23 protein-coding genes are annotated in these 25571 nt (G+C 75.0%); 12 read left to right on the top strand and 11 right to left on the bottom strand.

Going from position 1 to position 25571, the window contains the following annotated elements; genetic code table 11:
• Positions 1–349: 349 nt before the first annotated feature.
• The gene (locus tag HFV08_RS22290) at positions 350–775 is read right to left on the bottom strand and encodes a hypothetical protein (protein WP_168541760.1); all 426 of its coding nucleotides are present in this window, start codon (positions 773–775) and stop codon (positions 350–352) included.
• A gap of 321 nt (positions 776–1096) precedes the next feature.
• Here HFV08_RS22290 and HFV08_RS22285 point away from each other — a divergent pair, with 321 nt between their 5' ends.
• The 4 genes from HFV08_RS22285 (at position 1097) to fxsA (ending at position 5353) form a co-directional block, all read left to right on the top strand.
• On the top strand, positions 1097–1537 hold the full coding sequence (locus HFV08_RS22285; protein WP_168541759.1) for an Lrp/AsnC family transcriptional regulator: 441 nt from the start codon (positions 1097–1099) through the stop codon (positions 1535–1537).
• A 66-nt stretch (positions 1538–1603) separates the two neighbouring features.
• Positions 1604–3244, top strand: coding sequence for an amidohydrolase (locus tag HFV08_RS22280; RefSeq protein ID WP_168541758.1), 1641 nt, complete (start codon positions 1604–1606; stop codon positions 3242–3244).
• 539 nt (positions 3245–3783) lie between these two features.
• Positions 3784–4608 carry a polyprenol monophosphomannose synthase gene (locus HFV08_RS22275; RefSeq protein WP_168541756.1) on the top strand — a complete coding sequence of 275 codons (825 nt, stop codon included), beginning with the start codon at positions 3784–3786 and terminating at the stop codon, positions 4606–4608.
• 172 nt (positions 4609–4780) lie between these two features.
• The gene (gene fxsA, locus HFV08_RS22270; protein WP_168541754.1) at positions 4781–5353 is read left to right on the top strand and encodes an FxsA family membrane protein; all 573 of its coding nucleotides are present in this window, start codon (positions 4781–4783) and stop codon (positions 5351–5353) included.
• A 244-nt stretch (positions 5354–5597) separates the two neighbouring features.
• Here fxsA and HFV08_RS22265 read toward each other — a convergent pair whose 3' ends face one another.
• The 3 genes from HFV08_RS22265 to yczE form a co-directional block, all read right to left on the bottom strand.
• On the bottom strand, positions 5598–5972 hold the full coding sequence (locus tag HFV08_RS22265) for an RNA polymerase-binding protein RbpA (protein ID WP_030677841.1): 375 nt from the start codon (positions 5970–5972) through the stop codon (positions 5598–5600).
• 383 nt (positions 5973–6355) lie between these two features.
• On the bottom strand, positions 6356–7123 hold the full coding sequence (locus tag HFV08_RS22260; protein ID WP_168541752.1) for a glycerophosphodiester phosphodiesterase family protein: 768 nt from the start codon (positions 7121–7123) through the stop codon (positions 6356–6358).
• On the bottom strand, positions 7120–7875 hold the full coding sequence (gene yczE / locus HFV08_RS22255) for a membrane protein YczE (protein WP_446696846.1): 756 nt from the start codon (positions 7873–7875) through the stop codon (positions 7120–7122). The genes HFV08_RS22260 and yczE overlap by 4 nt, the downstream gene beginning before the upstream one ends.
• Before the next feature lie 113 nt (positions 7876–7988).
• Here yczE and HFV08_RS22250 point away from each other — a divergent pair, with 113 nt between their 5' ends.
• Positions 7989–9488: an SCO1417 family PLP biosynthesis transcription factor gene (locus HFV08_RS22250; RefSeq protein ID WP_168541750.1), complete on the top strand. Its 1500-nt coding sequence runs from the start codon at positions 7989–7991 to the stop codon at positions 9486–9488.
• A 91-nt stretch (positions 9489–9579) separates the two neighbouring features.
• Here HFV08_RS22250 and HFV08_RS22245 read toward each other — a convergent pair whose 3' ends face one another.
• A complete protein-coding gene (locus tag HFV08_RS22245; RefSeq protein ID WP_312885783.1) occupies positions 9580–11418 on the bottom strand; it encodes a hypothetical protein in 1839 nt (612 codons plus the stop codon).
• Between the two features lie 73 nt (positions 11419–11491).
• Positions 11492–11686: a hypothetical protein gene (locus HFV08_RS22240; RefSeq protein WP_168541748.1), complete on the bottom strand. Its 195-nt coding sequence runs from the start codon at positions 11684–11686 to the stop codon at positions 11492–11494.
• Positions 11687–12138: 452 nt separating this feature from the next.
• On the opposite strand from HFV08_RS22240, the gene HFV08_RS22235 reads away from it, so the two are divergent.
• The 4 genes from HFV08_RS22235 (at position 12139) to HFV08_RS22220 (ending at position 16971) form a co-directional block, all read left to right on the top strand.
• Entirely contained in the window at positions 12139–12477 is a 339-nt protein-coding gene (locus HFV08_RS22235; RefSeq protein ID WP_246341952.1) for an ankyrin repeat domain-containing protein, read from the top strand.
• A gap of 300 nt (positions 12478–12777) precedes the next feature.
• Positions 12778–14196: a HEAT repeat domain-containing protein gene (locus tag HFV08_RS22230; protein WP_168541744.1), complete on the top strand. Its 1419-nt coding sequence runs from the start codon at positions 12778–12780 to the stop codon at positions 14194–14196.
• Positions 14197–14566: 370 nt separating this feature from the next.
• On the top strand, positions 14567–15691 hold the full coding sequence (locus tag HFV08_RS22225; RefSeq protein ID WP_168541742.1) for a glycosyltransferase family 4 protein: 1125 nt from the start codon (positions 14567–14569) through the stop codon (positions 15689–15691).
• On the top strand, positions 15688–16971 hold the full coding sequence (locus HFV08_RS22220) for a glycosyltransferase (RefSeq protein WP_168541740.1): 1284 nt from the start codon (positions 15688–15690) through the stop codon (positions 16969–16971). Before HFV08_RS22225 ends, HFV08_RS22220 begins: the two co-directional genes overlap by 4 nt.
• A gap of 485 nt (positions 16972–17456) precedes the next feature.
• Here the strand turns inward: HFV08_RS22220 and HFV08_RS22215 are convergent, their stop codons facing one another.
• From HFV08_RS22215 to HFV08_RS22195, 5 genes are read right to left on the bottom strand one after another with little or no spacing between them, the layout of a single operon-like run.
• Positions 17457–18326, bottom strand: coding sequence for a 5-oxoprolinase subunit C family protein (locus HFV08_RS22215; protein WP_168541738.1), 870 nt, complete (start codon positions 18324–18326; stop codon positions 17457–17459).
• Positions 18323–18955: a 5-oxoprolinase subunit B family protein gene (locus HFV08_RS22210; RefSeq protein ID WP_168541736.1), complete on the bottom strand. Its 633-nt coding sequence runs from the start codon at positions 18953–18955 to the stop codon at positions 18323–18325. The genes HFV08_RS22215 and HFV08_RS22210 overlap by 4 nt, the downstream gene beginning before the upstream one ends.
• Entirely contained in the window at positions 18952–19710 is a 759-nt protein-coding gene (locus tag HFV08_RS22205) for a LamB/YcsF family protein (RefSeq protein WP_168541931.1), read from the bottom strand. The genes HFV08_RS22210 and HFV08_RS22205 overlap by 4 nt, the downstream gene beginning before the upstream one ends.
• 22 nt (positions 19711–19732) lie before the next feature.
• A complete protein-coding gene (locus tag HFV08_RS22200; RefSeq protein ID WP_168541734.1) occupies positions 19733–20542 on the bottom strand; it encodes a putative hydro-lyase in 810 nt (269 codons plus the stop codon).
• Positions 20539–21858: an MFS transporter gene (locus HFV08_RS22195; RefSeq protein ID WP_168541732.1), complete on the bottom strand. Its 1320-nt coding sequence runs from the start codon at positions 21856–21858 to the stop codon at positions 20539–20541. Before HFV08_RS22195 ends, HFV08_RS22200 begins: the two co-directional genes overlap by 4 nt.
• Positions 21859–22093: 235 nt before the next feature.
• On the opposite strand from HFV08_RS22195, the gene HFV08_RS22190 reads away from it, so the two are divergent.
• The 3 genes from HFV08_RS22190 (at position 22094) to HFV08_RS22180 (ending at position 25522) form a co-directional block, all read left to right on the top strand.
• The gene (locus HFV08_RS22190) at positions 22094–22816 is read left to right on the top strand and encodes a GntR family transcriptional regulator (protein ID WP_312885782.1); all 723 of its coding nucleotides are present in this window, start codon (positions 22094–22096) and stop codon (positions 22814–22816) included.
• A gap of 146 nt (positions 22817–22962) precedes the next feature.
• Positions 22963–24480 carry a hypothetical protein gene (locus tag HFV08_RS22185; RefSeq protein ID WP_040255152.1) on the top strand — a complete coding sequence of 506 codons (1518 nt, stop codon included), beginning with the start codon at positions 22963–22965 and terminating at the stop codon, positions 24478–24480.
• A 160-nt stretch (positions 24481–24640) separates the two neighbouring features.
• On the top strand, positions 24641–25522 hold the full coding sequence (locus HFV08_RS22180; protein WP_168541731.1) for a hypothetical protein: 882 nt from the start codon (positions 24641–24643) through the stop codon (positions 25520–25522).
• The last annotated feature ends 49 nt before the right edge of the window (positions 25523–25571 follow it).

Below are 25571 nucleotides of genomic sequence, written 5' to 3'. Positions count from 1 at the left end.
CGGCCGGGAGGTCACCGCCGCCTCGATTCGCGCATCGGTTCGCGCCGTGACCGCCGGTGCGGGGCGAGGGCGCCGACCACGGGGGACGGCACCGGCCGACGGGGACCACGGCGACCGCGGGGCGAGCACGTCTGGGCGTACGGCACGCGGGACGTACGGCAGCCGACTGTGGCGGCCCGCAGGGCGCGTGGGTCCTGCGGGTGCTCGGCCTCGGGTGTCCGTGCCTCTGGGGTGTCCGTGCCCTTCGGGCGTACGTGCCCTTCGGGCGTACGTGCCCCTCGGGTGTCCGTGCCGGACGGGGTCCACCCGCACCGCCGCCTTCGGCGCTGCGGGGGAGAAGAGCGGAAGGTCAGGCCGCGGCGCTCGGGAAGTGCGCGAGGGTGCGCACCGGCCGGGAGCCGGGTCCGCCGGCGTGCGAGAAGGGCTGCATCCGCCAGTCGAGCCCCTGAGGCAGCGTCAGGAGGACGGCGGTGTCCGGCTCCTGGACCGCGAAGGGGTCACCGGCCGGACGGGCCGAGGCGACCGGTCGTCCGGTGCCGGGGCAGGCCTGGAGGCCGAAGGGGTTCCAGGGGGTGGGGCACAGGGCGTGCTCCGGGAGGACGTCCTCCTCGGCGAGGACGGCGATGGGCTGCGCGCAGTCGGGGCAGGCGAGCCGGACGATCTCGAAACTCTCCTCGCCGTCCGGCTGGTCGCCGGGTTCGACACCCTCCGGCTCGGGCTCGACGACCGCCTGCTTGGTACGGGCCTGGCGGCCGGGGCGCTTCACAGTCTGCATGGGATTCTCCCCCTCGGGATGGGCCGGCCGGGCACTGCGGCCTCGGCCACAGCAAGCTTTTCCCGTGACCTTCGCGTGATAACCGTGCCAATCCTCTGTAGAGGGTCGGCGGCTTGTGGCGTTCGTCACACGCAGGGCGTACGTTCGGGGCGCGCACTCCGGCGTATACGCCCTGACGTGCACAACTCGCCCCTCGGCGCGCCCCTTTCGCGCCCACCGGACGCCGCACCGCACCGCGGCGGGCCCGCCCGCTGCCCGCACTCTGGGACCTCCCGACGTGTGGCTACCTCCTCGGACCGGCGGACCTGTAGGTTCTCCGGCATGGAGGAGCTGGATCGACAGATCGTGCAGCTGCTCGTCGAGGACGGGCGGATGAGCTACACGGATTTGGGCAAGGCCACGGGCCTGTCCACCTCGGCCGTGCACCAGCGGGTGCGCAGGCTCGAACAGCGCGGAGTGATCCGCGGGTACGCGGCCGTGGTCGACCCGGAGGCGGTGGGCCTGCCGATGACCGCGTTCATCTCCGTGAAGCCCTTCGATCCGAGCGCCCCCGACGACATCGCCGAACGCCTCGCCGGTGTACCGCAGATCGAGGCCTGCCACAGCGTCGCCGGGGACGAGAACTACATCCTCAAGGTCCGGGTGGCCACCCCGCACGACCTGGAGAACCTGCTGGCCCGGCTGCGCTCGCTCGCCGGGGTCTCCACCCGTACGACGGTCGTCCTCTCCACCCCCTACGAGGCCCGCCCGCCCCGCGTCTGAGCCCCCGTGACCCGCCTCGGCTCCCCGGCGGACCGGGGCACCTCCGCGAGGCGGGAGACTGGTGCCATGAGCGAGCGCACCACCCCCGAAACCGAGCCGCGCACCGTGCTGCTGCGCGGCGGCGAGGTCCACAGCCCCGCCGACCCCTTCGCCACCGCCATGGCGGTCCGCGGCGACCGGATCGCCTGGGTCGGCTCCGAGGGTGCCGCGGACGCCCTCCTGGACGACGCCGACGAGGTGGTCGACCTCCAAGGGGCCCTGGTCACCCCGGCGTTCACCGACGCCCATGTGCACACCACCGCCACCGGGCTTGCCCTGACCGGCCTGGACCTCACCGGGGCCGCCTCCCGCGCCGAGGCCCTCGCCCTGGTCCGCGCGCACGCCACCGCCCGGCCCGCGGACTCCGTGCTCCTCGGCCACGGCTGGGACGCCGCCCGCTGGCCCGACGGCCGCCCGCCGAGCCGCGAGGAACTGGACGAGGCCACCGGCTCCCGCCCGCTCTACCTCTCCCGTATCGACGTGCACTCCGCGGTGGTCACCACCGCCCTGCTCGACCTGGTCCCCGGGGTGACCGCACGCACCGGCTACACCCCCGGCGCCCCCCTCACCCAGGACGCCCACCACGCGGTGCGCACGGCCGCCCTCGCCGCCCTCACCGCCGCCCAGCGCACCGAGGCGCAGCGGGCCGCCCTGCGCCGCGCGGCCTCGCTGGGGATCGGCTCGGTGCACGAGTGCGGGGGGCCGGTGATCTCCGGCGAGGAGGACTTCACCGGGCTCCTCGCGCTCGCCCGCGCGGAGCCGGGCCCCCGGGTCACCGGCTACTGGGGCGAACTCGTCGACTCCGCGGAGGGCGCCGACCGGGTGCGCGCGCTCGGCGCGGCCGGGGCGGCGGGCGACCTCTTCGTGGACGGCGCCTTCGGCTCGCACACCGCCTGCCTGCACGAGCCCTACGCGGACGCCGGGCACACCGGCGCCGCCTACCTCCCCGCCGACCGGATCGCGGCGCATGTCCTCGCCTGCACCGAGGCGGGACTGCAGGCCGGCTTCCACGCCATCGGCGACGCCGCGGTCGGCGCCGTCACCGAAGGGGTGCGCGCCGCCGCCGAGAAGCTCGGCCCCGACCGGGTCCGGGCCGCCCGGCACCGCGTGGAGCACGCCGAGCTGCTGAGCCCCGAGTCCGTCGCCGCCTTCGCCGAACTCGGCCTGACCGCCTCGGTGCAGCCCGTCTTCGACGCCCTGTGGGGCGGGGCGGAGGGCATGTACGCCGAGCGCCTCGGTGCCGAACGCGCCCGCGCGCTCAACCCGTTCGCCGCCCTGCTGCGCGCGGGCGTCCCGCTCGCTCTCGGCTCCGACTCGCCGGTGACCCCGCTCGGCCCCTGGGCCGCGGTGCGCGCCGCCGCCTTCCACCGCACCCCCGAGCACCGCATCTCGGTACGGGCCGCCTTCGCCGCCCACACCCGGGGCGGCTGGCGGGCAAGGGGCCGCGACGAGGCGGGAGTTCTGGTGCCGGGCGCCCCCGCCGACTACGTCCTCTGGCGCACCGGGGAACTGCTGGTGCAGGCGCCCGACGACCGGGTGGCGCGCTGGTCCACCGACCCGCGCTCCGGGACCCCGGGGCTGCCCGATCTGACCCCGGGCACCCGGCTGCCCGAAGCCCTGCGGACGGTGGTCGGTGGGCGCACCGTCTTCGTAGGGCCGGACGAGTGATCCGGCCGGGCCGGACGGGCAACGCCCCTGTGCGCCGCAGCTCTTGATATCAGCGCCTTCTCGGGGCTGACCAGCTCTGATCGCGAAACGCCGCAGGCTGCACGGCTGTTGACAGGAAGGCTTGGTGAGCGGGTAGTTTCGGCCAGGTCCACCACAGGACATCCGACCGGAGAACATCCCCCGCGGCCTTCGCGTGCCGCTGGATCATCGAGTGTGGTGTGCCGCACCGGCCCACCAGCACTGGGAGCCAGGCCCAGCCGTCGCGGCTGCGCCGCGAGGGAGCGTTCCGGCCGGCTGGGAGTCCCTCCCAGCTCGCGGAGAGCTTGGGGGAGGGTGTGACCCGGGTGGGGCCCGGCCGCTCAGTAGACAACGGCTTTCGGTCGATCCGCAGCCAGCGGGTCCCAGGTCGGCCCGAAGAGCGCCGGGCCCCGATCCGCTGCCCGCCGCCCCGCGGGCCCTCGGCCCCGCACCTGCCGTCACGGCGCTCCCACCGGGGACGACTAAGGTGGGTCCCCGCGTACGGAGACGAAGGGGCAGCAGTGAGCGACGGCGACGAGTCCTTGGCGGCACAGGACCGGGACAAGAGGTTCGGCCCGCTGGGCACCGCCCTGGTGATCATCCCGACCTACAACGAGGCCGAGAACATCCTCGCGATCCTCGGCCGGGTACGGGAGGCCGTCCCCGAGGCGCACGTCCTGGTCGCGGACGACAACAGCCCCGACGGCACCGGCAAGCTCGCCGACGAGTTCGCCGCCTCCGACGAGCAGGTCCATGTACTGCACCGCAAGGGCAAGGAAGGGCTCGGCGCCGCCTATCTCGCGGGCTTCCGCTGGGGCCTGGAGCGCGACTACGGCGTACTGATCGAGATGGACGCCGACGGCTCCCACCAGCCCGAGGAACTGCCCCGGCTGCTGACCGCGCTCGGCGGCGCCGACCTCGTCCTCGGCTCGCGCTGGGTGCCGGGCGGCCGCGCGGTGAACTGGCCGAAGTACCGCGAGTTCATCTCCCGCGGCGGCAGCACCTACTCCCGGCTGATGCTGGACGTGCCGATCCGCGATGTCACCGGCGGGTTCCGGGCCTTCCGCCGGGCGACCCTGGAGGGCCTCGGGCTCGGCGAGGTGGCCTCCCAGGGGTACTGCTTCCAGGTCGACCTGGCCCGGCGCGCGGTCAAGGCGGGCTACCACGTGGTGGAGGTCCCGATCACCTTCGTCGAGCGGGTGCACGGCGACTCCAAGATGAGCCGCGACATCGTCGTCGAGGCGCTGTGGCGGGTCACCGTCTGGGGCGTGCAGGGGCGCCTCGGCCGGATCGCGGGCCGCGGCGAGTCCACGGCGGACGGCGACGGCACGGCGGCCAAGGGCTGACCGCCCGTTCCGGGACCGCGCCCGCGCCCTGCGACCGGCCTCCCGGGCCAGGGCTGACCGCCAGGCCGCGAGCGGCCACTCGCGTCACGCGAGCGGCCACCCGTCTCAGGAGCGGTCTCGGGGACGACCGCTCCTTATCCCGCACAGAGCGGGAGCCAGGCACACTGGAACCATGACCACAGGCACCTCGGCTTCCTCCGCCCCGCGCCCGCGGCGCCCCCGGGCGCGCAGATTCGTCCCGCTGGGCATCGCCGCCTGGCTGGTCCTGGAGATCTGGCTGCTGACCCTGGTCGCGGAGGCCGCGGGCGGGGTCACCGTGTTCCTGCTGCTGCTCGCCGGTGCCGTCCTCGGCGCCATGGTCGTCAAGCGCGCCGGGCGCAGGGCCATGAGCAGGCTCTCCGAGATCGTGCAGCAGCAGCAGTCCGGTGCCGCTCCGGCCGTCGCCGGACGCAGCGAGGGCAATGCCTTCGCGATGCTCGCCGGGCTGCTGCTCATCCTGCCCGGCTTCCTCTCCGACCTCGCCGGACTGCTGCTGCTCCTGCCGCCGGTGCGCGGCTCGCTCGGCCGGAGCGCCGAGAAGGCCATGGAGCGGCGCGTGGACCGGGCCGCCGCGGGCGGTCTCGGGGACCCGCTCCGCCGTGCCCGGATGTACCGGCCGGACGGCAAGGTCGTCCAGGGCGAGGTCATCAGGGACGAGGAGCCCACCGGCCCCGAGCAGGACCCGCGGCCGCCGCTCGCCCCCTGAACCACCGCCCCGCCTGCGGCCGCGCGGTGGCGGGGAGGCGGACGCGTACGCGAACGAGGGCCGACTCACGCGCACGCATACGCGCATGCTCACGCACACGAGGAGCCGTGGGACGCACACGAGAGAGCCGCGGCCCCCGTCACACGGTGTGTGCGCGGCCCGCGGCTCTCTCGTCGTGCTCTTGTTCGTCGTGCGCTTGTCGATCTCCGGGGACTGTCGTGTCCCGCCGGTGATCCGCCGAGGATCAGGCGGACTTGCGGCTGTCCCGCGGGTGTACGGCGATGTTCATCGCACCGGAGCGCAGAACCGCGAGACGCTCGGCGAGCACCTCTTCCAGCTCCTCACGGGTACGCCGTTCCATCAGCATGTCCCAGTGTGTACGCGCGGGCTTCGCCTTCTTCTCCTCCGGACCGTCGCCGTCGACGAGGAGTGCCTGGGCCCCACAGACCTTGCACTCCCACTCCGGCGGGATTTCCGCCTCCACCGAGAAGGGCATCTCGAAACGGTGCCCCTTCTCGCAGGCGTACTCCACGGCCTGGCGCGGGGCCAGGTCGATGCCGCGGTCGGTCTCGTAGCTGGTCACCACGAGGCGCGTGCCGCGAAGAGCTCGCTCACTCATGAATCGTGCCTCCCGGGCTTGTCGCCCACAGGACAGGTGTCGCTGTCGTCGTCATCCGGTCAACGTCCGGTCGGCGGTAAAGATTCCCGTCAGGGTCATGTGTCGCCGTCGTAGCCGCCCCTTGTTTTACCCACAGCCGCCCGGTTTGTCACATCTAGCGGGAGATGTCACCCAGCGCTTCTTCGTCTTTGACACGCAGTAACGGTACGGCTTGCAGGCCAAGGGCGTACACTACCGGCCTTTGGCGTCGGACGCTAAATCCTTCGCCGGGTCCCGGTCGCGCGTCGTGCCGTCGGTGAGGCGAAATCGCCGCTCGGCGGGCGTACGGAAGACCTCCGTGGAGTCTTGGTGAAACTTCCTCGGGCCTCGGCCGGACCGGGGACTCAGACCCAGATCCCGCGCTCCTCGAAGACCGCTCTGAGCACGTCGAGCCGGTCGGTCATCACGGCGTCCACCCCGAGATCCAGCAGCCGGTGCATGCGCTCCGCCTCGTTGACCGTCCAGACGTGGACCTGGAGGCCCCGGGCATGGGCGCCGCGCACGAAGCGCCGGTCCACCACCGGGACACCGTACTGCGACTCGGGCACCTGCGCGCAGACCGCCGTCCCCCGCACCGGCCAGGGCAGACCGAACGAGCGCGCCCGCAGCCCGAGGACACCCGCGGTGCCGTACGAGGTCGCCAGGCGGGGACCGCAGAGCCGCTGGGCCCGGGCGACGCGGCTCTCGGAGAAGGAGCCGAGGCAGATCCGGTCCCAGAGCCCGGCCGCGCGGACCAGGTCGAGGAAGGGGGTGAGGGCGGCCTCCGCCTTCACGTCCACGTTCCAGCGGGCCTCGGGGAACTCCGCCACCAGATCCGCGAAGAGCGGGATGGGCTCCCGGCCCGCCACCCTGGCCCGCCGCACCTCGGCCCAGGGCAGTTCGGCGATCCGGCCCGAGGCGTCGGTGAGCCGGTCCAGGGCGGCGTCGTGGAAGGCGACCAGCTCGCCGTCCCGGGTGAGGTGGACGTCCGTCTCCAGATAGCGGTAACCCAGGGCCAGCGCGCGGCGGAAGGCGGCGGCCGTGTTCTCCAGCCCCTCGGCCGTACCGCCGCGGTGGGCGAAGGGGATCGGCCCGGGGTGGTCCAGGTAGGGGTGGCGGGGCTCGGCGGTCACCGCCGCAGTATGGACCGGCGGGGTGTCCGCCCGGCGACGACCGTGCCGACCCCCGGGGACCCGGGGGCGGCGAGACGGCGCAGGAAGAACTGGGCGAGCGGGCCGATGGCCAGGGCGTAGGCCACCGTCCCGGCGCCGACCGCGCCGCCGAGGACGAACCCGGTGGCGACCACCGCGACCTCGACCCCGGTGCGCGCCAGGCGGATCGAGACCCCGCTGCGCCGGTGCAGACCGGTCATCAGGCCGTCGCGGGGGCCGGGGCCGAAGGCGGCGGCGATATAGAGGCCGGTGGCCAGTCCGTTGAGGGCGATGCCGGCCAGGAGCAGCGGGATCCGTACGGCGAGCGCGTCCGGCGAGGGGAGCAGCGCGAGGGTGCCGTCCATGGCGAGGCCGACCACGAACACATTGGAGACGGTGCCGAGTCCGGGCCGCTGCCGGAGCGGGACCCAGAGCAGCAGCACCACCGCCCCGACGAGGATCGAGACCACCCCGATCGACAGACCGCTCCGCTCGGCCAGCCCCTGGTGCAGTACGCCCCAGGGCTCCAGACCCAGTCCCGCGGCCACCAGGAGGGCGGAGCTGGCCCCGTAGAGCGCGAGTCCCGCGTAGAGCTGGACGAGGCGGCGCGGCAGCCGGGCTCCGGGGAGGTCGGGGCCCGGGGCGCGCGCGGCCTCCGGGGAGGGTTCCGGGGCAGGCGCCGCGGCGGCGGCCGGGGGGTCGGCGGTGGCGCGAGGACCGGGTACGGCGGACAAGAGGAACCCCCAGGGTGACGGCTGCGGTGGTGGAAGTGGCCCGACCCGTGACACTCTGTGGCGGTGAATCCAGGGCCATCCATGGCCAATCCGGGGAAGGTGGACTGATTTCCATGGCGCAGTGGACCTCGGCGGTCGGCTCGACCCAGCTCGCCCGGCTGCTCACCTCCCAGCAGAGCCGGCCCGCGGGTCCGGGCTCGCGCCGCCCCCCGGCCTACCGCTCGCTGGCCGACGGGATCCGCCTGCTCGTCCTGGAGGGCCGGGTGCCGGTCGCCGCCCGCCTGCCCGCCGAGCGCGAACTCGCCCTCGCGCTCAGCGTCAGCCGTACCACCGTCGCCGCCGCCTACGAGGCGCTGCGCACCGAGGGCTTCCTGGAGTCCCGGCGGGGCGCGGGGAGTTGGACCGCGGTACCGGCGGGCAATCCGCTCCCGGCCCGCGGACTCGAACCGCTGCCGCCGGAGGCGCTCGGCTCGGTGATCGACCTCGGCACCGCCGCGCTGCCCGCCCCCGAACCCTGGCTCACCCGCGCGGTGCAGGGCGCCCTGGAGGAACTGCCGCCCTACGCGCACACCCACGGCGACTACCCCGCCGGACTGCCCGCCCTGCGGGCCATGCTCGCCGAGCGGTACACGGCACGCGGCATCCCGACCATGCCCGAGCAGATCATGGTCACCACCGGAGCCATGGGCGCCACCGACGCGCTCTGCCACCTCTTCGCCGGACGCGGCGAGCGCATCGCCGTCGAATCGCCCAGCTACGCCAACATCCTCCAGCTGATGCGCGAGGCGGGCGCCCGCCTCGTCCCGGTCGCCATGGCCGAGGGGCTCGGCGGCTGGGACCTGGACCGCTGGCGGCAGGTGCTGCGCGACGCCGCGCCCCGACTCGCCTATGTCGTCGCCGACTTCCACAATCCGACCGGGGCCCTCGCCGACGAGGACCAGCGGCGCGCACTGGTGGAGGCCGCCCGCTCGGCGGGCACGGTGCTCGTGGTGGACGAGACCATGATCGAGCTGAACCTCGACGAGGACGTCCCGATGCCCCGGCCGGTCTGCGGCTTCGACCCCGCGGGTTCGACGGTCATCACGGTCGGCTCGGCCAGCAAGGCCTTCTGGGCCGGGATGCGCATCGGCTGGGTGCGGGCCGCCCCGGACGTCATCCGCAGCCTGGTCTCGGCCCGCGCCTACGCCGACCTCGGCACCCCGGTCCTCGAACAGCTCGCCGTCAACTGGCTTCTCAGCACCGGGGGCTGGGAGTCCGCCGTCGACCTGCGCCGGGCCCAGGCCAGGGAGAACCGGGACACCCTGGTCGCCGCCCTGCGCCGCGAACTCCCCGACTGGGACTACGCGGTGCCCGCGGGCGGCCTCACCCTCTGGGTCCGCACCGGGGGACTGTCCGGCTCCCGGATCGCCGAGGTGGGGGACCGGGTCGGGGTGCGGGTGCCCTCCGGGCCGCGCTTCGGGGTGGACGGCGCCTTCGAGGGCTTCGTACGGCTGCCGTTCACGGTCGGCGGCGCGGTCGCCGACGAGGCCGCGGCCCGGCTCGCGGCGGCGGCCCGCCTGGTGGCGAGCGGCGCGGCGCCCGGCGGCGAGTCGCCGCGGACCTTCGTGGCCTGAGGGGCGCGGGCCCGGCGGCGGGGATCCGGACCGGGTGCGCCGCAGCGGTCTACCGAGGTCAACTGCCGCCAGGCGAGGCCGAGTAGATGCTTCAGGACCCCGGGCCGTCGAGTACGGGCACGGATGCGCGGGGGGCTCGGGAGACCGCAGCCTTGTCCCGCACTGCTGCTACTGCTTGGTCCGCCGTCTGGGCCGTCTGGGCCGTCTGGGCCGTCTGGGCCGTCTGTGCCGTCTGTGCCGTCTGTGTCGTCTGGGCTGGCTCCACTGGCTGTGCCGGCTCCGCGGTGTCCGTGCCGCCGGGCGGAGCCTCCGGCAGGTGTTCCGTGGCTTCGGCTCCGGCCTCGGCGGCGGTCTCGGTTTCGGTGGCGGTCTCGGGGACGGCGGCGGTCTCGGGAACGGCGGCGGGCTCGGCCTCGGGGACGGCCTCCGGCAGCAGGGCGCGTACCGCCGCTCGGTGGGTCTCGCTGGTGGCCTCGTCGTACGGGTCGGGGGTGGCCGGGACCTGGAGGCGGAGGACCGGGCCGGTGCCGAGGCGGGCGTAGCCGCGGCCCGGGGGCATCTCCTCGGTGGGGGTGGTGTGCGGCGGGAGGCCGAGGACCAGCTGCGTCTGGGCCTCGTTGGTGCGGCCGAGGACGACGCGGGCCCTGGTGTGCTGGAGCACCGGTTCGCCGAGCGCGTCGAGTCCGTCGAACTGCTCGGCGACCACCACGGTCACCTGGGCCGCCCTGCCGTGCCGCAGCGGGACCTGGAGCAGCGACTGGGGATCGCCCCTGCCGTCCGCGGCGGCGACATGTCCGAGCACGCTGGGCCGGTCGAGCAGGATCCACAGCGGGCGGGTGCAGTCGGGCGGCGGCGCCTGGCCCGCCTGGCGCGCGCGGTTGGCGGCGAGCAGCCGGCGCTCGGTCTCGCGGGCGGCCCATTCCAGCCCGGCGAGCGCACCGGTGAGCCCGCACTCCACGGCGAGGACGCCGGGCCGACCGTTCAGGCAGGCGTACTCCCCGCTGCCGCTGCCCTCGACGACCAGGACCTCGCCTTGTTCGAGCGCCTGGAGGGCGAGCGAGCGCAGCAGGGTCGTGGTGCCGCTGCCCGGCTGGCCCACGGCGAGCAGATGCGGCTCGGTGGAGCGGGCGCCGGTGCGCCAGACCACCGGCGGGACGTCCTCGGTGCAGCCGTCCCGGGTGACGGGCAGGGTGCGCCGGACGGCGCCGGGGTCGGTGAAGCCGAGGACCGCCTCCTCCGCCGCGGTGACGAAGTGCTGGGCGGCGATGTCGGTGGGCAGCGGCGCGAGCACCGTGAGCGTGAGGATGTTGGCCTCCTGCGCCCAGTCGAAGTGGTACTCGCGGCCCCGCCCCGCCTTGGCGTGCAGGAGTTGCTCGACGCGGGCGCGCGCCTCCGGGTCGCCGTCCGGGAAGTAGGCGGGATAGCGCAGGGTCAGGCTGCTGACCCGGCCGTTCTCGTCGAAGTCGTGGTCGCCGAGGGCCCGCGACCACTCGCCGCCGTGCGCGTAGAGCGGATCCGGGTCCTCGGGGACCGAGAAGTGGGGGACGAGCGCGTCGTAGAGGGACTGCAGCCGCACGGTGCGGTCCTCCTGCGGGACCTCGGGCTCGTCGGCGGCGGCCCCCGGTGCGCGGCCCGCCCAGCCCGCCGCGGCCATCAGGGTGACGAGGGCGAGCAGCGGGCCGTACGGCACGAGGGCGACGGTCAGGACGAGGGCGGCGACGAAGAAGAGCAGCGGTCCGCGCCGGTCCTTGGGAGTCTCGGCCCATTTCGTACGGGCCGCCGCGGCCAGTCGGCGCAGTCCGCGGCTGATCGTCAGGAGCGGGTGGAGGACATCGGTGGCACCGTCGGCGGCCGTCCGCGCCAGCTCCCGGCTGCGGGCCACCTGAGCGCGGGGGTTGCTGAGGATGCGGGGGAGGGGGCGCCGGGCCACGGCTGTCTCCTGAAAGGTCCGGGGAAGGAGCGGAAGGAGCGGGCGGGGTGGGGGAGCGAGCGGTGCGGGAGGGTCAGAACTTGATGCCGCCGAGGATGTTGGCGAGGCTCGCGCCGCCCGCCTCGATGCTGGGGGCGAGCGCGGTACCGGCGATGTAGAAGCCGAAGAGCGCGCAGACCATGGCGTGCGAGGCCTTGAGCCCGTCCTTGCGGAAGAGGACGAAGACGATGACTCCGAGGAGCACCACACCGGAAATGGACAGAATCATGAGAGTTCTCCTGGTCGGCGGGGACGGTCACCATGAGTGCTTCTAGGGTCACAGAATGTGCCTATATGATTAAAGCTGCAAATGGGTGGAAAGCGGATGAAGGTCGCTGGTCGTCCGGTATCCACTCGGTCGTCCGGGCGCCACACGCGGATTCCCGTGTGCGGACGGTGCGCGGACCCGCGGTTCGCCAGGGCGCGGGGCTCCCGCGCAGTACGCTGTCGATTCACCCGTACGGGGCCGGATCACGTCCGGTGCGGCGCGTCCGGTCCGAAGTGCGAGAGCCGTCCAGGGCGGCAGAGAGGCGGAGTGTCCCCATGGGTCAAGCGCCCGATCCCGAGGTCCCGGGTCCCGAGATTCCGGGGTCCGGAGCGTCCGGTCCCGAGGCTGTGGCTCCGGAGGCCGCCGCGGGTCCCGATCCGGAGGTGGTGGAGCTGGCCGGGCGGGTCTTCGACATGGCGCGCGGCGGTGACGCGGAGACCCTCGGCGCCTATGTGGACGCGGGGGTTCCGGTGGATCTCACCAACGACCGCGGTGACTCCCTCCTGATGCTCGCCGCCTACCACGGCCACGCCCCCGCGGTGCGCGCCCTGCTCCAGCGCGGCGCCGACGCGGACCGCGCCAACGACCGGGGGCAGACCCCGCTCGCCGGGGCCGTGTTCAAGGGCGAGTACGAGGTGATCGAAGCCCTCCTCGACGGCGGGGCGAATCCGGAGTCCGGGGTTCCGTCCGCGGTCGACACGGCCCGGATGTTCGGCAAGCAGGAGCTGCTCACCCTTTTCGGCGCCGCCTGACACATCCGCCCTGACCTGGGGAAACGGCCGATGGCGAGGAGATGTCGCCAAGGCGTGGGAAATCTGGTCGCGGTGGCGAGAAGCCCTGGGCCATCATGACGTCGTGATTCACGGACGTGACAGCGGGGCAGGTGGTCCCGCACCGCGCGGCCCGTGAGCGGCCCCCCGCGGGCCATCGACGAGAGGCAGAGGAACATGGTCTTCAGCAAGCACGAGACGACGGGCACCCCGACGTGTTGTCACGCAGCCAGGTAGTGCACGGTCCCCGGTTGCGTCGACTCTCGATGTGAGGCTGTTCCCATGTTCGAAACGGTCATAGCGCCCAGCGGCACGCTGCTCGGCCTGCTCCAGCGGGGCCGCGGCGACGGCACGCTGCACGCGCTCACCGCCCCCCGCCCCGAAGCTCTCGCGGCGCTCGACCAGTGTGTGCTGCGCGACCCCCGCCACGACTGGCAGCTGGAGAACCGCTCGCTGTACTACGCGCGGCTCTACCTCGACCTGAACGGCGGACTCGACCAGATCGAGCGGCACCTCTTCGACGTCGAGGACACCCTCGACACCGAGGACAGCCGCACCGGCCTCGCACTCTCCGTGCTCGGCCATCTCGCCTCCTACGAGCGGCGGGACGCGCTGCTGCTGCTGCGCCGTTACGCCGCCCACGGCAGCAACTGGGCCTGGGCCCTGGACGAGCTCGCGCTGCGCGACGACGACGCGGCGCTCGCCGCCCTCGCCCCGCGCATCCTCGCCAGGTTCCCGGCCTCGGCCGAAGGAGAGCGCGAACTCGCCACCGCCGTACGCGAGTCCTTCGAACCCCGGCCGTGGCGGCTGTGGGCCGAGGATCCGCGCCCCGAGGTCGGCGCCCGGGTGCGCGCGGCCCAGGAGCAGGGCTCCTTCGACCGCTGGCAACGCCAGCTGCGGCCCGCGGGCCCGCGCCCCGACTGGAGCGTCCAGGCCGTACTGGACTGGGCCCAGGAGGGGGTGGCCCTCGGCGCCGCCCGGCAGGTGCCGGCCGCGCGCTGCCTGGCGGCCGTCGCCGCCGCCGAGGACCGGCCGCGGATCGTCGCCGCCGCCCGCGAGGGCGAGGAGGGCGCCCGCTGCGCCGCGCTGCGCTATCTCGCCGACAGCCAGGACCCGCAGGTCTTCGCCCTGGTCGAGGCCGCCGCGGCGACCGGCCCGCACCCCGTCACCGAGGCCGCCGTCGACGCCTTCGAACGCATGCGGAACCCGGCCGCCCTCGCCCAGGCCAGGCGCTGGGCCCCGCGCACCGACGAACTCGGCGCCGCCGCGGGCCGGTTGCTCGCCTGCCGCGGCACGGCCGCCGACGGACCCCTCGTCCTCGGCGCCCTGCGGGAGGCCGTCCGCACCGAGGGGCCGGACGCCCCCGCGCTCTGGCCGCTGGTCGACGGGGTGGGACGGCTGGGCATCGCCTGCGCCGCCCCCGTACTGCGGCACATCTACCGGGAGACGGCCTCCTCCCATCTGCGCGGCGGCGCGGCCCGCGCGCTCGCGGTGACCGACCCGGGCTTCCCCGCCTCCTTCGCGGTGGAGTGCCTGTGGGACTGCGAGGAGTCCACCCGCGAGGTCGCGGCCCGGCACGCGGAGACCGCGGACGCCCGCGTCGTCGACCAGCTCCGGCGCCTCGCGGCCGATCCCGCGGAAGAGGCCGAGGTGCAGACGGCGGTACGCAGCCGCATCGGGCCGGACGTGGCGACGGGCTGACCGGCCACGGGGACAGGCCCGGGTGCCGGACGCCGAACTCCCGTCCCTGCTACGGGACTTCGCTCTGCTACGGGGCGTCGACCCTGCCACGGGACGTCGGCCCCGCCAGGGGAATTCGGCCCTGACCGCTGACCGCTGACCGCTGACCGCTGACCGCTGACCGCTGACCGCTGACCGCTGACCGCTGACCGCTGACCGGCGGCCTCCGGCACCGAGCCCCCGGCACCGGGCCCCCACCCTGCCGCGCCCCCCACCGGACGCCCCGCCCGACCGCAGCCCGACCGCCGCGAGGCCGAACGCTCACGGGACGTTCTCCGGGGCGAAAGGCCCGCGTCGTCGGGGCCACGTCCGGTACGAGGACAACACCGGTATGCGTGTCGTCATCGTGACCGAATCCTTTCCCCCCGATGTGAACGGCGTTGCCCACTGCGCCCTGCAGACCGCCCGGCACCTCCTCGCGCGCGGTCATGACCCCCTCGTCCTCGCCCCGGCCACCGCCGCCGGTGCGGGGGCCGACGCGGACGCCCCTTGCCCCGTCGTCCGTGTCCCCTCCCTCCCGCTGCCCGGCTATCCGCAGGTCCGGGTGGCGCTCCCCAGCCGCCGTCTCGCCGCGACCCTGACCGCGCACCGCGCCGACCTGGTCCACCTCGCCAGCCCCTTCGTCCTCGGGGTACGCGGGATGGCCGCCGCCCGGCGGCTGCGGATCCCCGCCGTGGCCGTCTACCAGACCGACCTCGCGGGCTACGCCCGTACCTACCTCAGCACCGGGGAGGCCGCCGCCTGGCGGCGGATCCGCAATGTCCACGCCGCCGCCGACCGCACCCTGGCCCCCTCCACGGTCTCGCTGCGCGACCTGGAGGCGCACGGCGTCCCCCGGGTCCGGCTCTGGGCCCGCGGGGTGGACACCGAGCGCTTCACTCCCGGGCGCCGTGAGGAGTCCCTGCGCCGGACACTCGCCCCGGGCGGCGAACTCCTCGTCGGGTACGTGGGCCGCCTCGCCGCCGAGAAGCACGTCGAACTCCTCGGCGGGGTCTCCGCACTGCCCGGGGTGAGGGTCGTCGTGGTCGGCGACGGGCCGAGCGGGCCGGGGCTGCGCTCCGCACTGCCGGGCGCGCTCTTCCTCGGCCGCCGCACCGGCACCGAACTGGCCCGGATCTTCGCCTCCCTGGACGTCTTCGCGCACACCGGCCCCTTCGAGACCTTCTGCCAGACCGTGCAGGAGGCGATGGCCAGCGGCCTCCCGGTGGTGGCCCCCGCCGCGGGCGGCCCGCTCGACCTGGTCGACCACGGCCGTACCGGATTCCTCGTCCCGCCGAGAGATCCCGGAGCGCTCAAGGAGGCGGTGGCCCTGCTCGCCGCCGACCCGACGCTGCGGGCCCGGCAGGGCGCCGCGGGCCGGGCCGCCGTCGAGGGCCGCACCTGGGCCGCCGTCGGCGACGAACTCCTCGGCCACTACGGCGAGGTCCTGCGCGAGCGCACGGCGGTGGCGGCATGAGCGGCGGCCCTCTGCGCATCGTCCGGATCGCGAACTTCGTCGCCCCCGCCTCCGGCGGACTGCGCACCGCCCTGCGTGAACTCGGCGCGGGCTACCTGGCCGCGGGCCACGAACCGGTCCTGATCGTGCCCGGCGAGCGCGCCTCGGACCGGCACACCGGCCAGGGCCGCCTGATCACCCTGCCGGGACCGGTGCTCCCGGGCACCGGTGGCTACCGGGTGCTGCTCGACCGGCCCCGGCTGCGGCAACTGCTCGCCGAACTGGCCCCCGACCGCCTGGAGGTGTCCGACCGCACCACCCTGCGCTGGACCGGGGAGTGGGCCCGCCGCGCCCGCGTCCCGGCCATGATGGTCTCCCACGAGACCGCGCACGGCGTGCTGCGCACCTGGGGCCTCGGCGAAGAGGGCGCCCGCCGTACCGCGGACTTCCTCAACCTCCGTACCGCCAGGGCCTATTCACGGGTGGTCTGTACGACCGAGTGGGCCGAGCGGGAGTTCCTGCGGATCGGCGCGCGCAATGTCGTACGGGCGCCGCTCGGTGTCGACCTCGCCGACCGGCACCCCGGTCTCGCGGACCCCGCCCTGCGCGCCCGCCTCGCCCCGGACGGGGAACTCCTGCTCGCCATGTGCGCGCGCCTCTCGGTGGAGAAGCGGCCCTGGACCGCCCTGGAGACCGTGGCCGCCCTGCGGGCCCGCGGGGAGCGGGTGGTCCTGGCGGTCGCCGGGGACGGTCCGCTGCGCGGGCGGCTGGCCCAGCGCGCGGCCGAGCAGCGGCTGCCGGTCACCTTCCTCGGACACGTCGAGGACCGCGCCCGGCTCGGCGCCCTCCAGGCCACCGCGGACCTCTGCCTGGCGCCCGGGCCCGCCGAGACCTTCGGCCTCGCCGCCCTGGAGGCGCTGGCCTGCGGCACCCCGGTGGTGGCCAGCGCCTCCTCCGCGCTCGGCGAGGTCCTCGGCCCGGCGGGCACCACCGCCGCCGACCACGGCGAGGCCTTCGCCGCGGCGGTACGGGAACTCCTCGGCCGCCCGGAGCCCGCGCGCAGGCAGGCGGCGCGGGCCCGTGCCGCCCGCTTCGGCTGGCCGGCGGCGGTCGAGGGCTTCCTGCGCGCCCATGAGGCGGCGGTCCGGGTGGGGACGGTGGCCACCGCGGGGGCGGCCGGCTCCCCTAAGTCTGCGGCCGACTCCGCCCGGTCTGCGGCCGACTCGGCTGCGCGGGTGCCGGAATCCGCTGGGTCTGCGGCGGACTCGGCGCTGTCCGTGCCCGACTCCGCTGCCGGATGAGGCAGTTCAGGTCCCGGTGCAGCGACGTCCAGGGCGGTGGGCGGCGACGTCCGAGACGGGTGGTCCGGGCAGCCCGCGAGCAACGGGAGCGGCGCGGAGCGAGGAGGGCCTTCTCCGTCGCCCGCCTCGCCCGGCCGTGCGTACCCCGGTGGCGCCCGGGACGCACAGATGCGGCCCCGCCGCCCCGGGGGATTGGGCGGCGGAACCGCGGTCCTGCACTGCACTGACGGATGGCGGCGCGAAAGTGTGACAGGGCCGCCCGGTTCATCGGTGAGCGGGCCCCGGAACCGCAGGCCCACGGGCCGACGGGCCGACGGGCCAACGGGCCGCCGGGCTCGGCCGGTTCGTGGGCGACGGGGACCCGGGGACCCGGGGACCCGCCAGGTTCATGAGTGACCGGGCCCCCGAGGACCCGCCCGCTCCATGGGCGAGCGAGTCCCCGGGCCCGCCGGAGCCGCGTGAAGTCCCCGCTGGACAGCGGGAGTTCAAGCACCCTGAGCCATCAGGAAGCGCACCGGAGTCCCCGGCACCGCCTGGGCCGCCGCGGCCAGGTCCGCGGTGTCGACGACGGCGGCCACCGGGTAGCCGCCGGTGGTGGGGTGGTCGGCCAGGAAGACCACGGGTCTGCCGTCCGGCGGCACCTGCACCGCGCCCAGGACCAGCCCCTCGCTGGGGAGTTCACCGGTCAGGGCGCGCCGGAGCGGGGGTCCCTCGGTGCGCAGGCCGATGCGGTTGCTCGCCGCCGAGACTCGGTAGCGGGCGCGTCCGAGGAGGGCGAGCGCGGCCGGGGTGAACCAGTCGGCGCGCGGTCCCGGCCTCGCCCGCAGGAGGAGTTCGGCGGGCGGCGCGGGCTGCGCCGCGAATCCGCGCGGCGGGGGCGCGGTCCCGGCCGGGCCGAGGGGCAGTACGGCGCCGTCGGTCAGTGGCGCCGGGCCGAGCCCGGAGAGCAGATCGGTGGAGCGGCTGGCAAGCACCGGGTCCACCGCGACGCCGCCCGCGAAGGAGACATAGCTGCGCACCCCCGCCGTCACCCGGCCGAGGTCGAGCAGCGCGCCCGCGGGCACCCGCACCGGGGCGCCCCAGGCCACCGGTCTGCCGTCCACCCGTACCGGGCAGGGCGCGCCGGTGACCGCGGCGAGCACCGTCCCGCGCGGCCGCAGCGCGCAGCCGTCGAGGGTGGTCTCCAGGACGGCGGCCCCGGCCGGGTTGCCGACCAGGCGGTTGGCCAGCGCGGCGGCCGGGGCGTCCAGGGCGCCGGAGCGCGGCACCCCGAGGTGGGCGTGCCCGGCGCGGCCGCGGTCCTGCACGGTGGTGAGCGCGCCCGCCCGGACCACCGAGAGCGCGCGGTCGCTCATCGCTCCTCCCCGGGCGGCAGGTACCGGGGGACGAAGCGGACCCGCATGCCCGGGGCGAGCAGCGCGGCCGGGGAGCGCTGCGCGTCCCACAGCACGCACTCCGCCGTACCGATCAACTGCCAGCCGCCGGGGGAGGAGCGCGGGTAGACACCGGTGTACGGGCCCGCGAGGCCCACCGCCCCGGCCGGGACCGCGGTGCGCGGATCGGCGCGGCGCGGCACCGCGTACCGCTCGGGCAGGCCGGTGAGATACCCGAAGCCGGGGGCGAAGCCGCAGAAGGCGACGCGGAAGACGGTCTTCGCGTGCAGCAGTGCCGCGGCCCGCGGGGTGAGGCCCCAGTGCGCGGCGACCTCGGGCAGGTCGGGTCCGTCGTAGCGCACCGGGATCTCGGTGAGCGCGCCGTCCGCGGCCGCCACCGGGGGCGGTTGCCACCCGGGCAGCCGGGCGGCGAGCGCGGCCGGGTCGTCGAGGCCGTCGAGCAGGACGGTGCGGGCGGCGGGCACGATCTCGGTGGCGCGCAGCTCGCCCGCGCCGCGGCGGCGCAGGAGTTCGGCGTGCAGGGCGGCCGCCTGCTCCCCGTCGTCCAGCTCGACCAGGAGGGCGTGCGCACCGGCCGGGAGGCATCTCATACGAAGGCCTTCACCCGCAGGCCCGCCGACTCCAGGCCCCGCCGCACCCGCCGGGCCAGCTCCACGGCGCCCGCGGTGTCCCCGTGCAGGCACAGGGACCGTGCCGCCACCGTCATCTCGCGGCCCCCGAGCGCGGTGACCCGGCCGTCCCGCGCGAGCCCGAGGGAGCGGGCGAGCACCTCCTCGGCGGCGGTGACCACGGCGCCCTCGGTGCCGCGCGGGACGAGGGTGCCCCGCTCGGTGTACGCCCGGTCGGCGAAGGCCTCCGGCACCGCGCGCAGGCCCGCCTTCGCCGCGTACTCCAGGAGCCGTGAGCCCGGCAGCCCGAGGACCGGCAGCGCGCCGCCCGCCAGGAGGATCCCGTCGACCACCGCGGCGGCCTGCTCCTCGTCGTGCACCGCCCGGTTGTAGAGCGCGCCGTGCGGCTTCACATAGGCGACCCGGCTGCCCGCGGCCCGGGCGAAGACCTCCAAGGCGCCTATCTGGTAGGCGACTTCGGCGGTCAGCTCGGGCCCGGGGACGTCCATGGCGCGGCGCCCGAAGCCCGCCAGATCGCGGTAGGAGACCTGGGCGCCGATGCGTACGCCCCGCTCGGCGGCGAGCGCGCAGACCCGCCGCATGGTGGCGGCGTCGCCCGCGTGGAAGCCGCAGGCGATGTTGGCGCTGGTCACCACGGTGAGCAGCGCCTCGTCCTCGGTCAGGTGCCAGCGGCCGAAGCCCTCGCCGAGGTCGGCGTTGAGGTCGATGGCGGTCAGGGGCATGGCGGCGGCCTCCTTCTCAGGCGACGCGGTACTGCTCGTCGCGGACATCGGTGAGGAACATCTGCCCCGGCGCGTGGGTGAGCGCGAACGGCGGCCGGGAGGCGGTGAGTACGGCCTGCGGGGTGACTCCGCAGGCCCAGAAGACGGGGATGTCGCCGGGGTGCGGGTCCACCGCCTCCCCGAAGTCCGGGGCCCCGAGGTCGTCGATGCCGAGCACGGAGGGGTCGCCGCAGTGCACCGGGGCCCCGTGCACCGCGGGCATCACGGCCGTCTCACTGATCGCCGCCGACAGATGCCGCGGCGGTATCGGCCGCATCGAGACCACCATCGGCCCGTGCAGCCTCCCCGCCGGGCGGCAGGGGCGGTCGGTCACGTACATCGGTACGTTGCGGCCCTGTTCGAGGTGGCGCAGCGGCACCCCGGCGGCGGTCAGCGCGGACTCGAAGGTGAAACTGCAGCCGATGAGGAAGGCGACCAGGTCCTCGCGCCACAGCTCGCGCACCTGGTCCGGTTCGCCGACGAGTTCGCCGTGCTCCCAGACCCGGTAGCCGGGCAGGTCGGTCCGCAGATCGGCGTCCGGCGCGAGGGGGGTGGTCCAGGAGCCCTCGTCGGTGACGTCGAGCAGCGGGCAGGGGCCCGGATTGCGCTGGCAGAAGAGCAGCATCTCGTAGGCCCAGTCGGCGGGCACCGCGATCAGATTGGCCTGGGTGTGGCCCGGGGCCCAGCCCGCGGTCGGTCCGCCGAGGCCGGCGCGGAAGCGCCGCCGCGCCTCGGCGGGACCGAGCGCGGCCGGCGGCCCGGTGGGGTGAACGGGCGCGTGGCTCACAGCAGTTCCCTTCCGCGGGTCTCGGGCAGTCCGAGCAGGGCGAGGGCGGCGAGTCCGTAGCCCACCGCGCCGAAGACGAGCGCGCCGCCCACGCCCCAGCTGTCGGCGAGGAAGCCGACCAGGGTCGGGAAGACGGCGCCCACCGCCCGGCCCGAGTTGTAGGTGAAGCCCTGGCCCGCGCCCCGTACCTCGGTCGGGTACAGCTCGCTGAGGAAGGAGCCGAAGCCGCTGAAGATGGCCGACATGCAGAAGCCGAGCGGGAATCCGAGGAACAGGAGCAGGGTGTCGGCGCCCTCGGGGACGTTGGTGTACGCCAGCACGCTGACCGCGGAGAGGAAGGCGAAGAGGGCGATATTGCGTTTGCGGCCGAGGACGTCGGTGAGGTAGCCGCCGGTCAGATAGCCGAGGAAGGCGCCGGAGATCAGGAAGGTCAGATAGCCGCCGGTGCCCACCACCGACAGCTCCCGCTCGTTCTTGAGGTAGGTCGGCAGCCAGGTGGCCAGGGTGTAGTAGCCGCCCTGCACACCGGTCGACAGGAGCACCGCGAAGAGGGTGGTGCGCAGCAGCCCCGGCCGCCCCGCCGCACCGGGTCGGAAGATCGCCAGGAAGGAGCCGGGGCGGACGTTCTCCTTGCGCCGGGCCTCCGCCTCGGGGGCGTCGTGCACGCTGCGCCGCACCCAGAGGACGAGCAGCGCGGGCAGGGCCCCGGTCCAGAACATCACCCGCCAGGCCAGATCGCCGTCGAGGAAGGCGAAGACCAGGGTGTAGACGAGCGCGGCCAGTGCCCAGCCGACCGCCCAGGCGCTCTGCACGGCGCCGAGCGCGCGGCCCCGGTGCCGGGGCGAGGAGTACTCGGCGACCAGGATGGCGCCGACCGCCCACTCGCCGCCGAAGCCGAGGCCCTGGAGCGCGCGGAAGACCAGGAGCGTCTCGTAGTTGGGGGCGAAACCGCAGGCCACCGTGAAGACGGCGTAGGTGATGACGGTGAGCAGCAGGGCCCGCACCCGGCCGATGCGGTCGGCCAGTACGCCCGCGACGGCGCCGCCCACCGCGGAGACGACCAGGGTGACCGTGGTGAACAGCCCGGTCTGCCCGCTGTCCAGGCTGAAGTAGGCGGAGAGCGCGACCATGCTCAGCGGCAGCGTGAAGTAGTCGTAGGAATCCAGGGCATAGCCGCCGAAAGCGCCGCCGAAGGCGCGCTGCCCGCGGGGTCCGAGGTCGCGGAACCAGCCGAGGGCGCCGCCCTCCTCCGCCGGGGTCTGCTGCCCTGCGGCGTTCTTCGTGGTCGTCGGGCCGGGTGGCGGGGTTGTGCTCATGGGCACCTCGTGGTGTCGGACGGGTGTGGTGCGAGCAGCCGGACTCGCGGGCGGTGGGCCCGCTGCCCCGTGCCGGTTGCTCCGTTCCCCCGCCGACAAGTTAGAGGATCGTTGAACGATCCCTCAATACCCCTGTTGTCTTGTTCTCTCGTCCCGGTGCAGAATTCCGGTGCGTGGCGAGCGGCCGCCGTACGAGGGCGAGCGGACGCGGGCGGCCACCGGAGAGCGAGGAACCGTGAGGGCGACGGACGGCCCGGCCGGGCTGCCGGAACTGGCGGGCGACCGCGCCCTGCTCGGCCGCACCAGCACCGCGGAGCGGGTCGCCGACATCCTCAAGTCCCGCATCAGCGAGGGCTACTTCACACCCGGCACCCGGCTCTCCGAGGAGAGCATCGGCGGCGCCCTCGGCGTCTCCCGCAACACCCTGCGCGAGGCCTTCCGGCTGCTCACCCATGAGCGGCTGCTCGAACACCGGCTGAACCGCGGGGTGTTCGTCCGGATGCTCAGCACCGCCGACGTCGAGGACATCTACCGCACCCGGCAGCTGGTCGAGTGCGCGGTCGTCCGCTCCCTCGGCGAGCGCCCCCGCCCGCTGCACACGGTGGCCCAGACCGTCATCGAGGGTCGGCGGGCCGCGCACGCCGGCCGCTGGAGCGCGGTCTCCACCGCGAACATCCACTTCCACCGCGAACTCGTCGCCCTCGCGGGCAGCGAGCGCACCGACGAACTGATGCGCGGGGTCCTGGCCGAACTGCGCCTGGCCTTCCATGTGGTGGCCGACCCCCGGCGCCTGCACGAGCCCTATCTCGCCCGCAACGCCCACCTCCTCAAGGTCCTCGAGGCCGGGGAGATCCGGCAGGCCGAGGAGCTGCTCGTCGGCTACCTCGACGACTCGCTGCGCGAACTGCTGGACGTCTACGGGCAGCGGATGGCGGACACCGAGCCGGGCGGGTCCTGAACCCCGCAGCCCGCGCCCGCGCCCGTACGCGACGCCTCCCCGCGCCCGTACCGCGAGAACCGCACCCCGCAGCCCCAACCGCCCCGCGCCCCCTCCCAGCTGCGCCGTTTCGGCCGTTGTCGGACCGAGGACCTACGCTGTCCACCGTGACTTCGCCCGCCCGCACGGACTCCGCCGCCGCACGGCCCGCTCCCGGCCCCGCCGCCGACGAGGGGCTCGCCCGGCGGCTGCGCGCGCTCGCCTGCACCGCCCCGCTGCACGACCTGGACGCCCGCAAGGCGAATCTCGCCGGGGAGTACTCGGGGTACGCGATGGCCGAGGTGGCGCTCGCCGCCATCGACCTGGTCACCCTCAACATGGACTTCGACACCGGTGCCGACCACGACCAGATAGTGGCCAGACTGCTGCCCCGGGTCGCCGCCCAGGCCCCGGGCCGCCCCGCCGCCGAGCACCAGCGGGTGGCCCAGTGGGTCCTGGAGAACCTGATCAACGTCGGCAGCGTGGACCGCGGCTTCCGGGCCGTCTACGGCACCTTCGCCCCCGACGGCTCCTACGTCCGCCGCGACTACGACTTCAAACTCGTCGAGGAGGTCCCCGGTACCGGCGGCAGCGTCTATCTGCGCACCACCGACGAGGCCGTCAACGTCCTGGTCGGCGCCCTGGACACGGATGTCACCAGCGCCCAGATCGCCGCCGAGGTCAAGCTGGAGGTGCTGATCAGCAGGGGCAGGCTCGCGGACGCCCAACTCGCCGCCGAGCAGGCCAGGTACCGCACCGTGCAGTACGCGGAGACCCTGCGCCGCGCACTTGAGGCCACCCGGCGCAACGTCCGCGCGGTCGACTGGCTCACCACCGTGCCCGACATGATCGCCGAGGCCCTCGACCACGTCGCCGACCGGTACCGCCACGAGAACGCGATCCTCACCAACATCCGCAAGGCCCGCGACGAGTCCGAGGAACCCGACCAGAAGCGCCGCGCCGCCGAGCTGGTCGACATCGTCAAGGACTGCATCCGCCGCCACACCCAGCTCCAGTCCCGGCTCCTGGAGGCCGGACCGCTCTTCCGCGCCGAGCAGGACCGGCAGGCCTTCGCCGCCCCCGCCGCCCGCTCCGGACTCGATCTGTACGGGCAGCTGCTCGCCCCGCTGCTTCCACTGCCGGTGGAGCGGGCGAGCCGGGTGAGCGATGTCTTCTTCGCCCGCGGCACCGGACTGCGGAGCCCGCACAGCGTACGGATCGGCGACCTCGTCGAGACCCTGCTCACCCCGCCCCAGGAGCGCGAGCACCTCGGCGCCGAGATGCCCGAGCCCGATCTGATCGCCACCCCGGACGACAGCCGCTTCAGCGAGGAGCAGCTCGCCGAGGCCGCCGAACTGCTCGACCTGCCCGCCGACGCCCCGCGGCGGCTGAGCGGACTGCTCGCCGAGGCCCGGCGCCGCTCCGGCGGCGACACCGAACTGCCCTATCTGGTCGCCCTGCTCGCGGTGCACGCCGCAAGCCCCGCCGTCGGCACCGCCTACCGGCAGGGCGAGCAGAAGCTGCTCTTCGCCGTGGACGACGGGACCCCGCTGGAGGACGAGGAGTTCGGCGGCGCCGACCTGATCGTCGGCACCGCGCTCCTGGACGCCGCCGGGATGGCCGCCGACCGCACGGAGGCCGCGTGAACACCCGCCCGCCGCACCGCACTTCGGGACGTACGCCCGCCCGGCCCGGCCCGGGCGGGCACCCGTGCTCCGCCCCCGCGCCCACCACCCGCCCCCGTACCACCGGCCGTGCCCCCGGCCCCCGTGTCACCGCGGTCCGCCGCAGCAAGGAGGAGCAGTGGTGAGCGACCACGCAGAGCAGCCCGCGTGGAGCGAGAGCGCGGCGCCGCCGGGGACCCCGGCGGCGCTCACCCCCGCCGACGCCGCCGACGCGGCCCGGCTCGTCTCCTTCGGTCTCCAGCCGCGGCTCCAGCCCGCCCGCGAGCGGGAGTACACCGACCTGCTCCGGCGCTACCGCGAGGACCCGCCCTTCGCCCGCCTCGCCGACGCGGTCGCCACCGGCCTCGGCCTGGTGGTCCTGGAGGTCTCCCCGCGCGCCGGAATGGCCGTGACCGCCGCCGAGGACTCCGTCTTCGCGGTCCGCATGGGCGACTACTCCCGGCGCACCGCCGCCGACGCCACCGACCGCTTCCTGCACGGACTCGCCCATCTCGCGGTCGCCGCGATGTCCTTCCCGCGGCCCGAGGACCTCGCCGACGACGGCTACATCGGCCGGGTCAGCGTCAACGGCGTGGACGCCTTCGTACGCCAGGCCTGCCTGCGCCTCCAGGAACGCGCCGAGGAGCAGGGCGAGAACACCGACCCGGCCTCCGACGCCCCCGGTCTCGAGGCCGCCTGGCGGGTCTGGTCGCGGCGCAGCGCCACCGGGGCCACCAAGGACGCGCGGCGGCCGGCCGGTTCGACCACCGGCATCATCGCCAAGGCGGTCGCCTTCCTCACCGAGTCCGGGTTCCTCCAGCGCACCGGGGACGAGTCGGGCGGCACCTTCCGCACCACGGCCCGCTACCAGCTCCAGGTCCGGGACATGGCGGGCAGCGCGGCCATGGCCGAACTCCTCGAACTCGGCGTGGTGCCCGTCACCGACGGCACCGCCAGCCTGCTGCCCGCGGCACAGGAGGACCAGGAACTCGCCGCCGACGCCGGACTGCCCTTCCACTCCTGACCGTCCGCCCCGCCGATCCGCACCCGCCCCGCCGCCCTCCTGCCCCTCC

The sequence above is a fragment of the Streptomyces physcomitrii genome (assembly GCF_012273655.1).
Lineage (GTDB): Bacteria > Actinomycetota > Actinomycetes > Streptomycetales > Streptomycetaceae > Streptomyces > Streptomyces physcomitrii.
The sequence above is the reverse complement of the archived record's forward strand: the minus strand, read 5'-3'. Positions and strand labels throughout refer to the sequence as shown.

Bases quoted from the DNA above. Each gene is read 5' to 3' on its own strand.
- HFV08_RS22230 (WP_168541744.1), top strand. From the start codon at position 12,778: ATGTTCGAAACGGTCATAGCGCCCAGCGGCACGCTGCTCGGCCTGCTC.
- HFV08_RS22235 (WP_246341952.1), top strand. From the start codon at position 12,139: ATGGCGCGCGGCGGTGACGCGGAGACCCTCGGCGCCTATGTGGACGCG.
- HFV08_RS22290 (WP_168541760.1), bottom strand. From the start codon at position 775: ATGCAGACTGTGAAGCGCCCCGGCCGCCAGGCCCGTACCAAGCAGGCG.
- HFV08_RS22250 (WP_168541750.1), top strand. From the start codon at position 7,989: ATGGCGCAGTGGACCTCGGCGGTCGGCTCGACCCAGCTCGCCCGGCTG.
- fxsA (WP_168541754.1), top strand. From the start codon at position 4,781: ATGACCACAGGCACCTCGGCTTCCTCCGCCCCGCGCCCGCGGCGCCCC.
- HFV08_RS22285 (WP_168541759.1), top strand. From the start codon at position 1,097: ATGGAGGAGCTGGATCGACAGATCGTGCAGCTGCTCGTCGAGGACGGG.
- HFV08_RS22220 (WP_168541740.1), top strand. From the start codon at position 15,688: ATGAGCGGCGGCCCTCTGCGCATCGTCCGGATCGCGAACTTCGTCGCC.
- HFV08_RS22210 (WP_168541736.1), bottom strand. From the start codon at position 18,955: ATGAGATGCCTCCCGGCCGGTGCGCACGCCCTCCTGGTCGAGCTGGAC.
- HFV08_RS22195 (WP_168541732.1), bottom strand. From the start codon at position 21,858: ATGAGCACAACCCCGCCACCCGGCCCGACGACCACGAAGAACGCCGCA.
- HFV08_RS22265 (WP_030677841.1), bottom strand. From the start codon at position 5,972: ATGAGTGAGCGAGCTCTTCGCGGCACGCGCCTCGTGGTGACCAGCTAC.
- HFV08_RS22280 (WP_168541758.1), top strand. From the start codon at position 1,604: ATGAGCGAGCGCACCACCCCCGAAACCGAGCCGCGCACCGTGCTGCTG.
- HFV08_RS22240 (WP_168541748.1), bottom strand. From the start codon at position 11,686: ATGATTCTGTCCATTTCCGGTGTGGTGCTCCTCGGAGTCATCGTCTTC.
- HFV08_RS22225 (WP_168541742.1), top strand. From the start codon at position 14,567: ATGCGTGTCGTCATCGTGACCGAATCCTTTCCCCCCGATGTGAACGGC.
- HFV08_RS22215 (WP_168541738.1), bottom strand. From the start codon at position 18,326: ATGAGCGACCGCGCGCTCTCGGTGGTCCGGGCGGGCGCGCTCACCACC.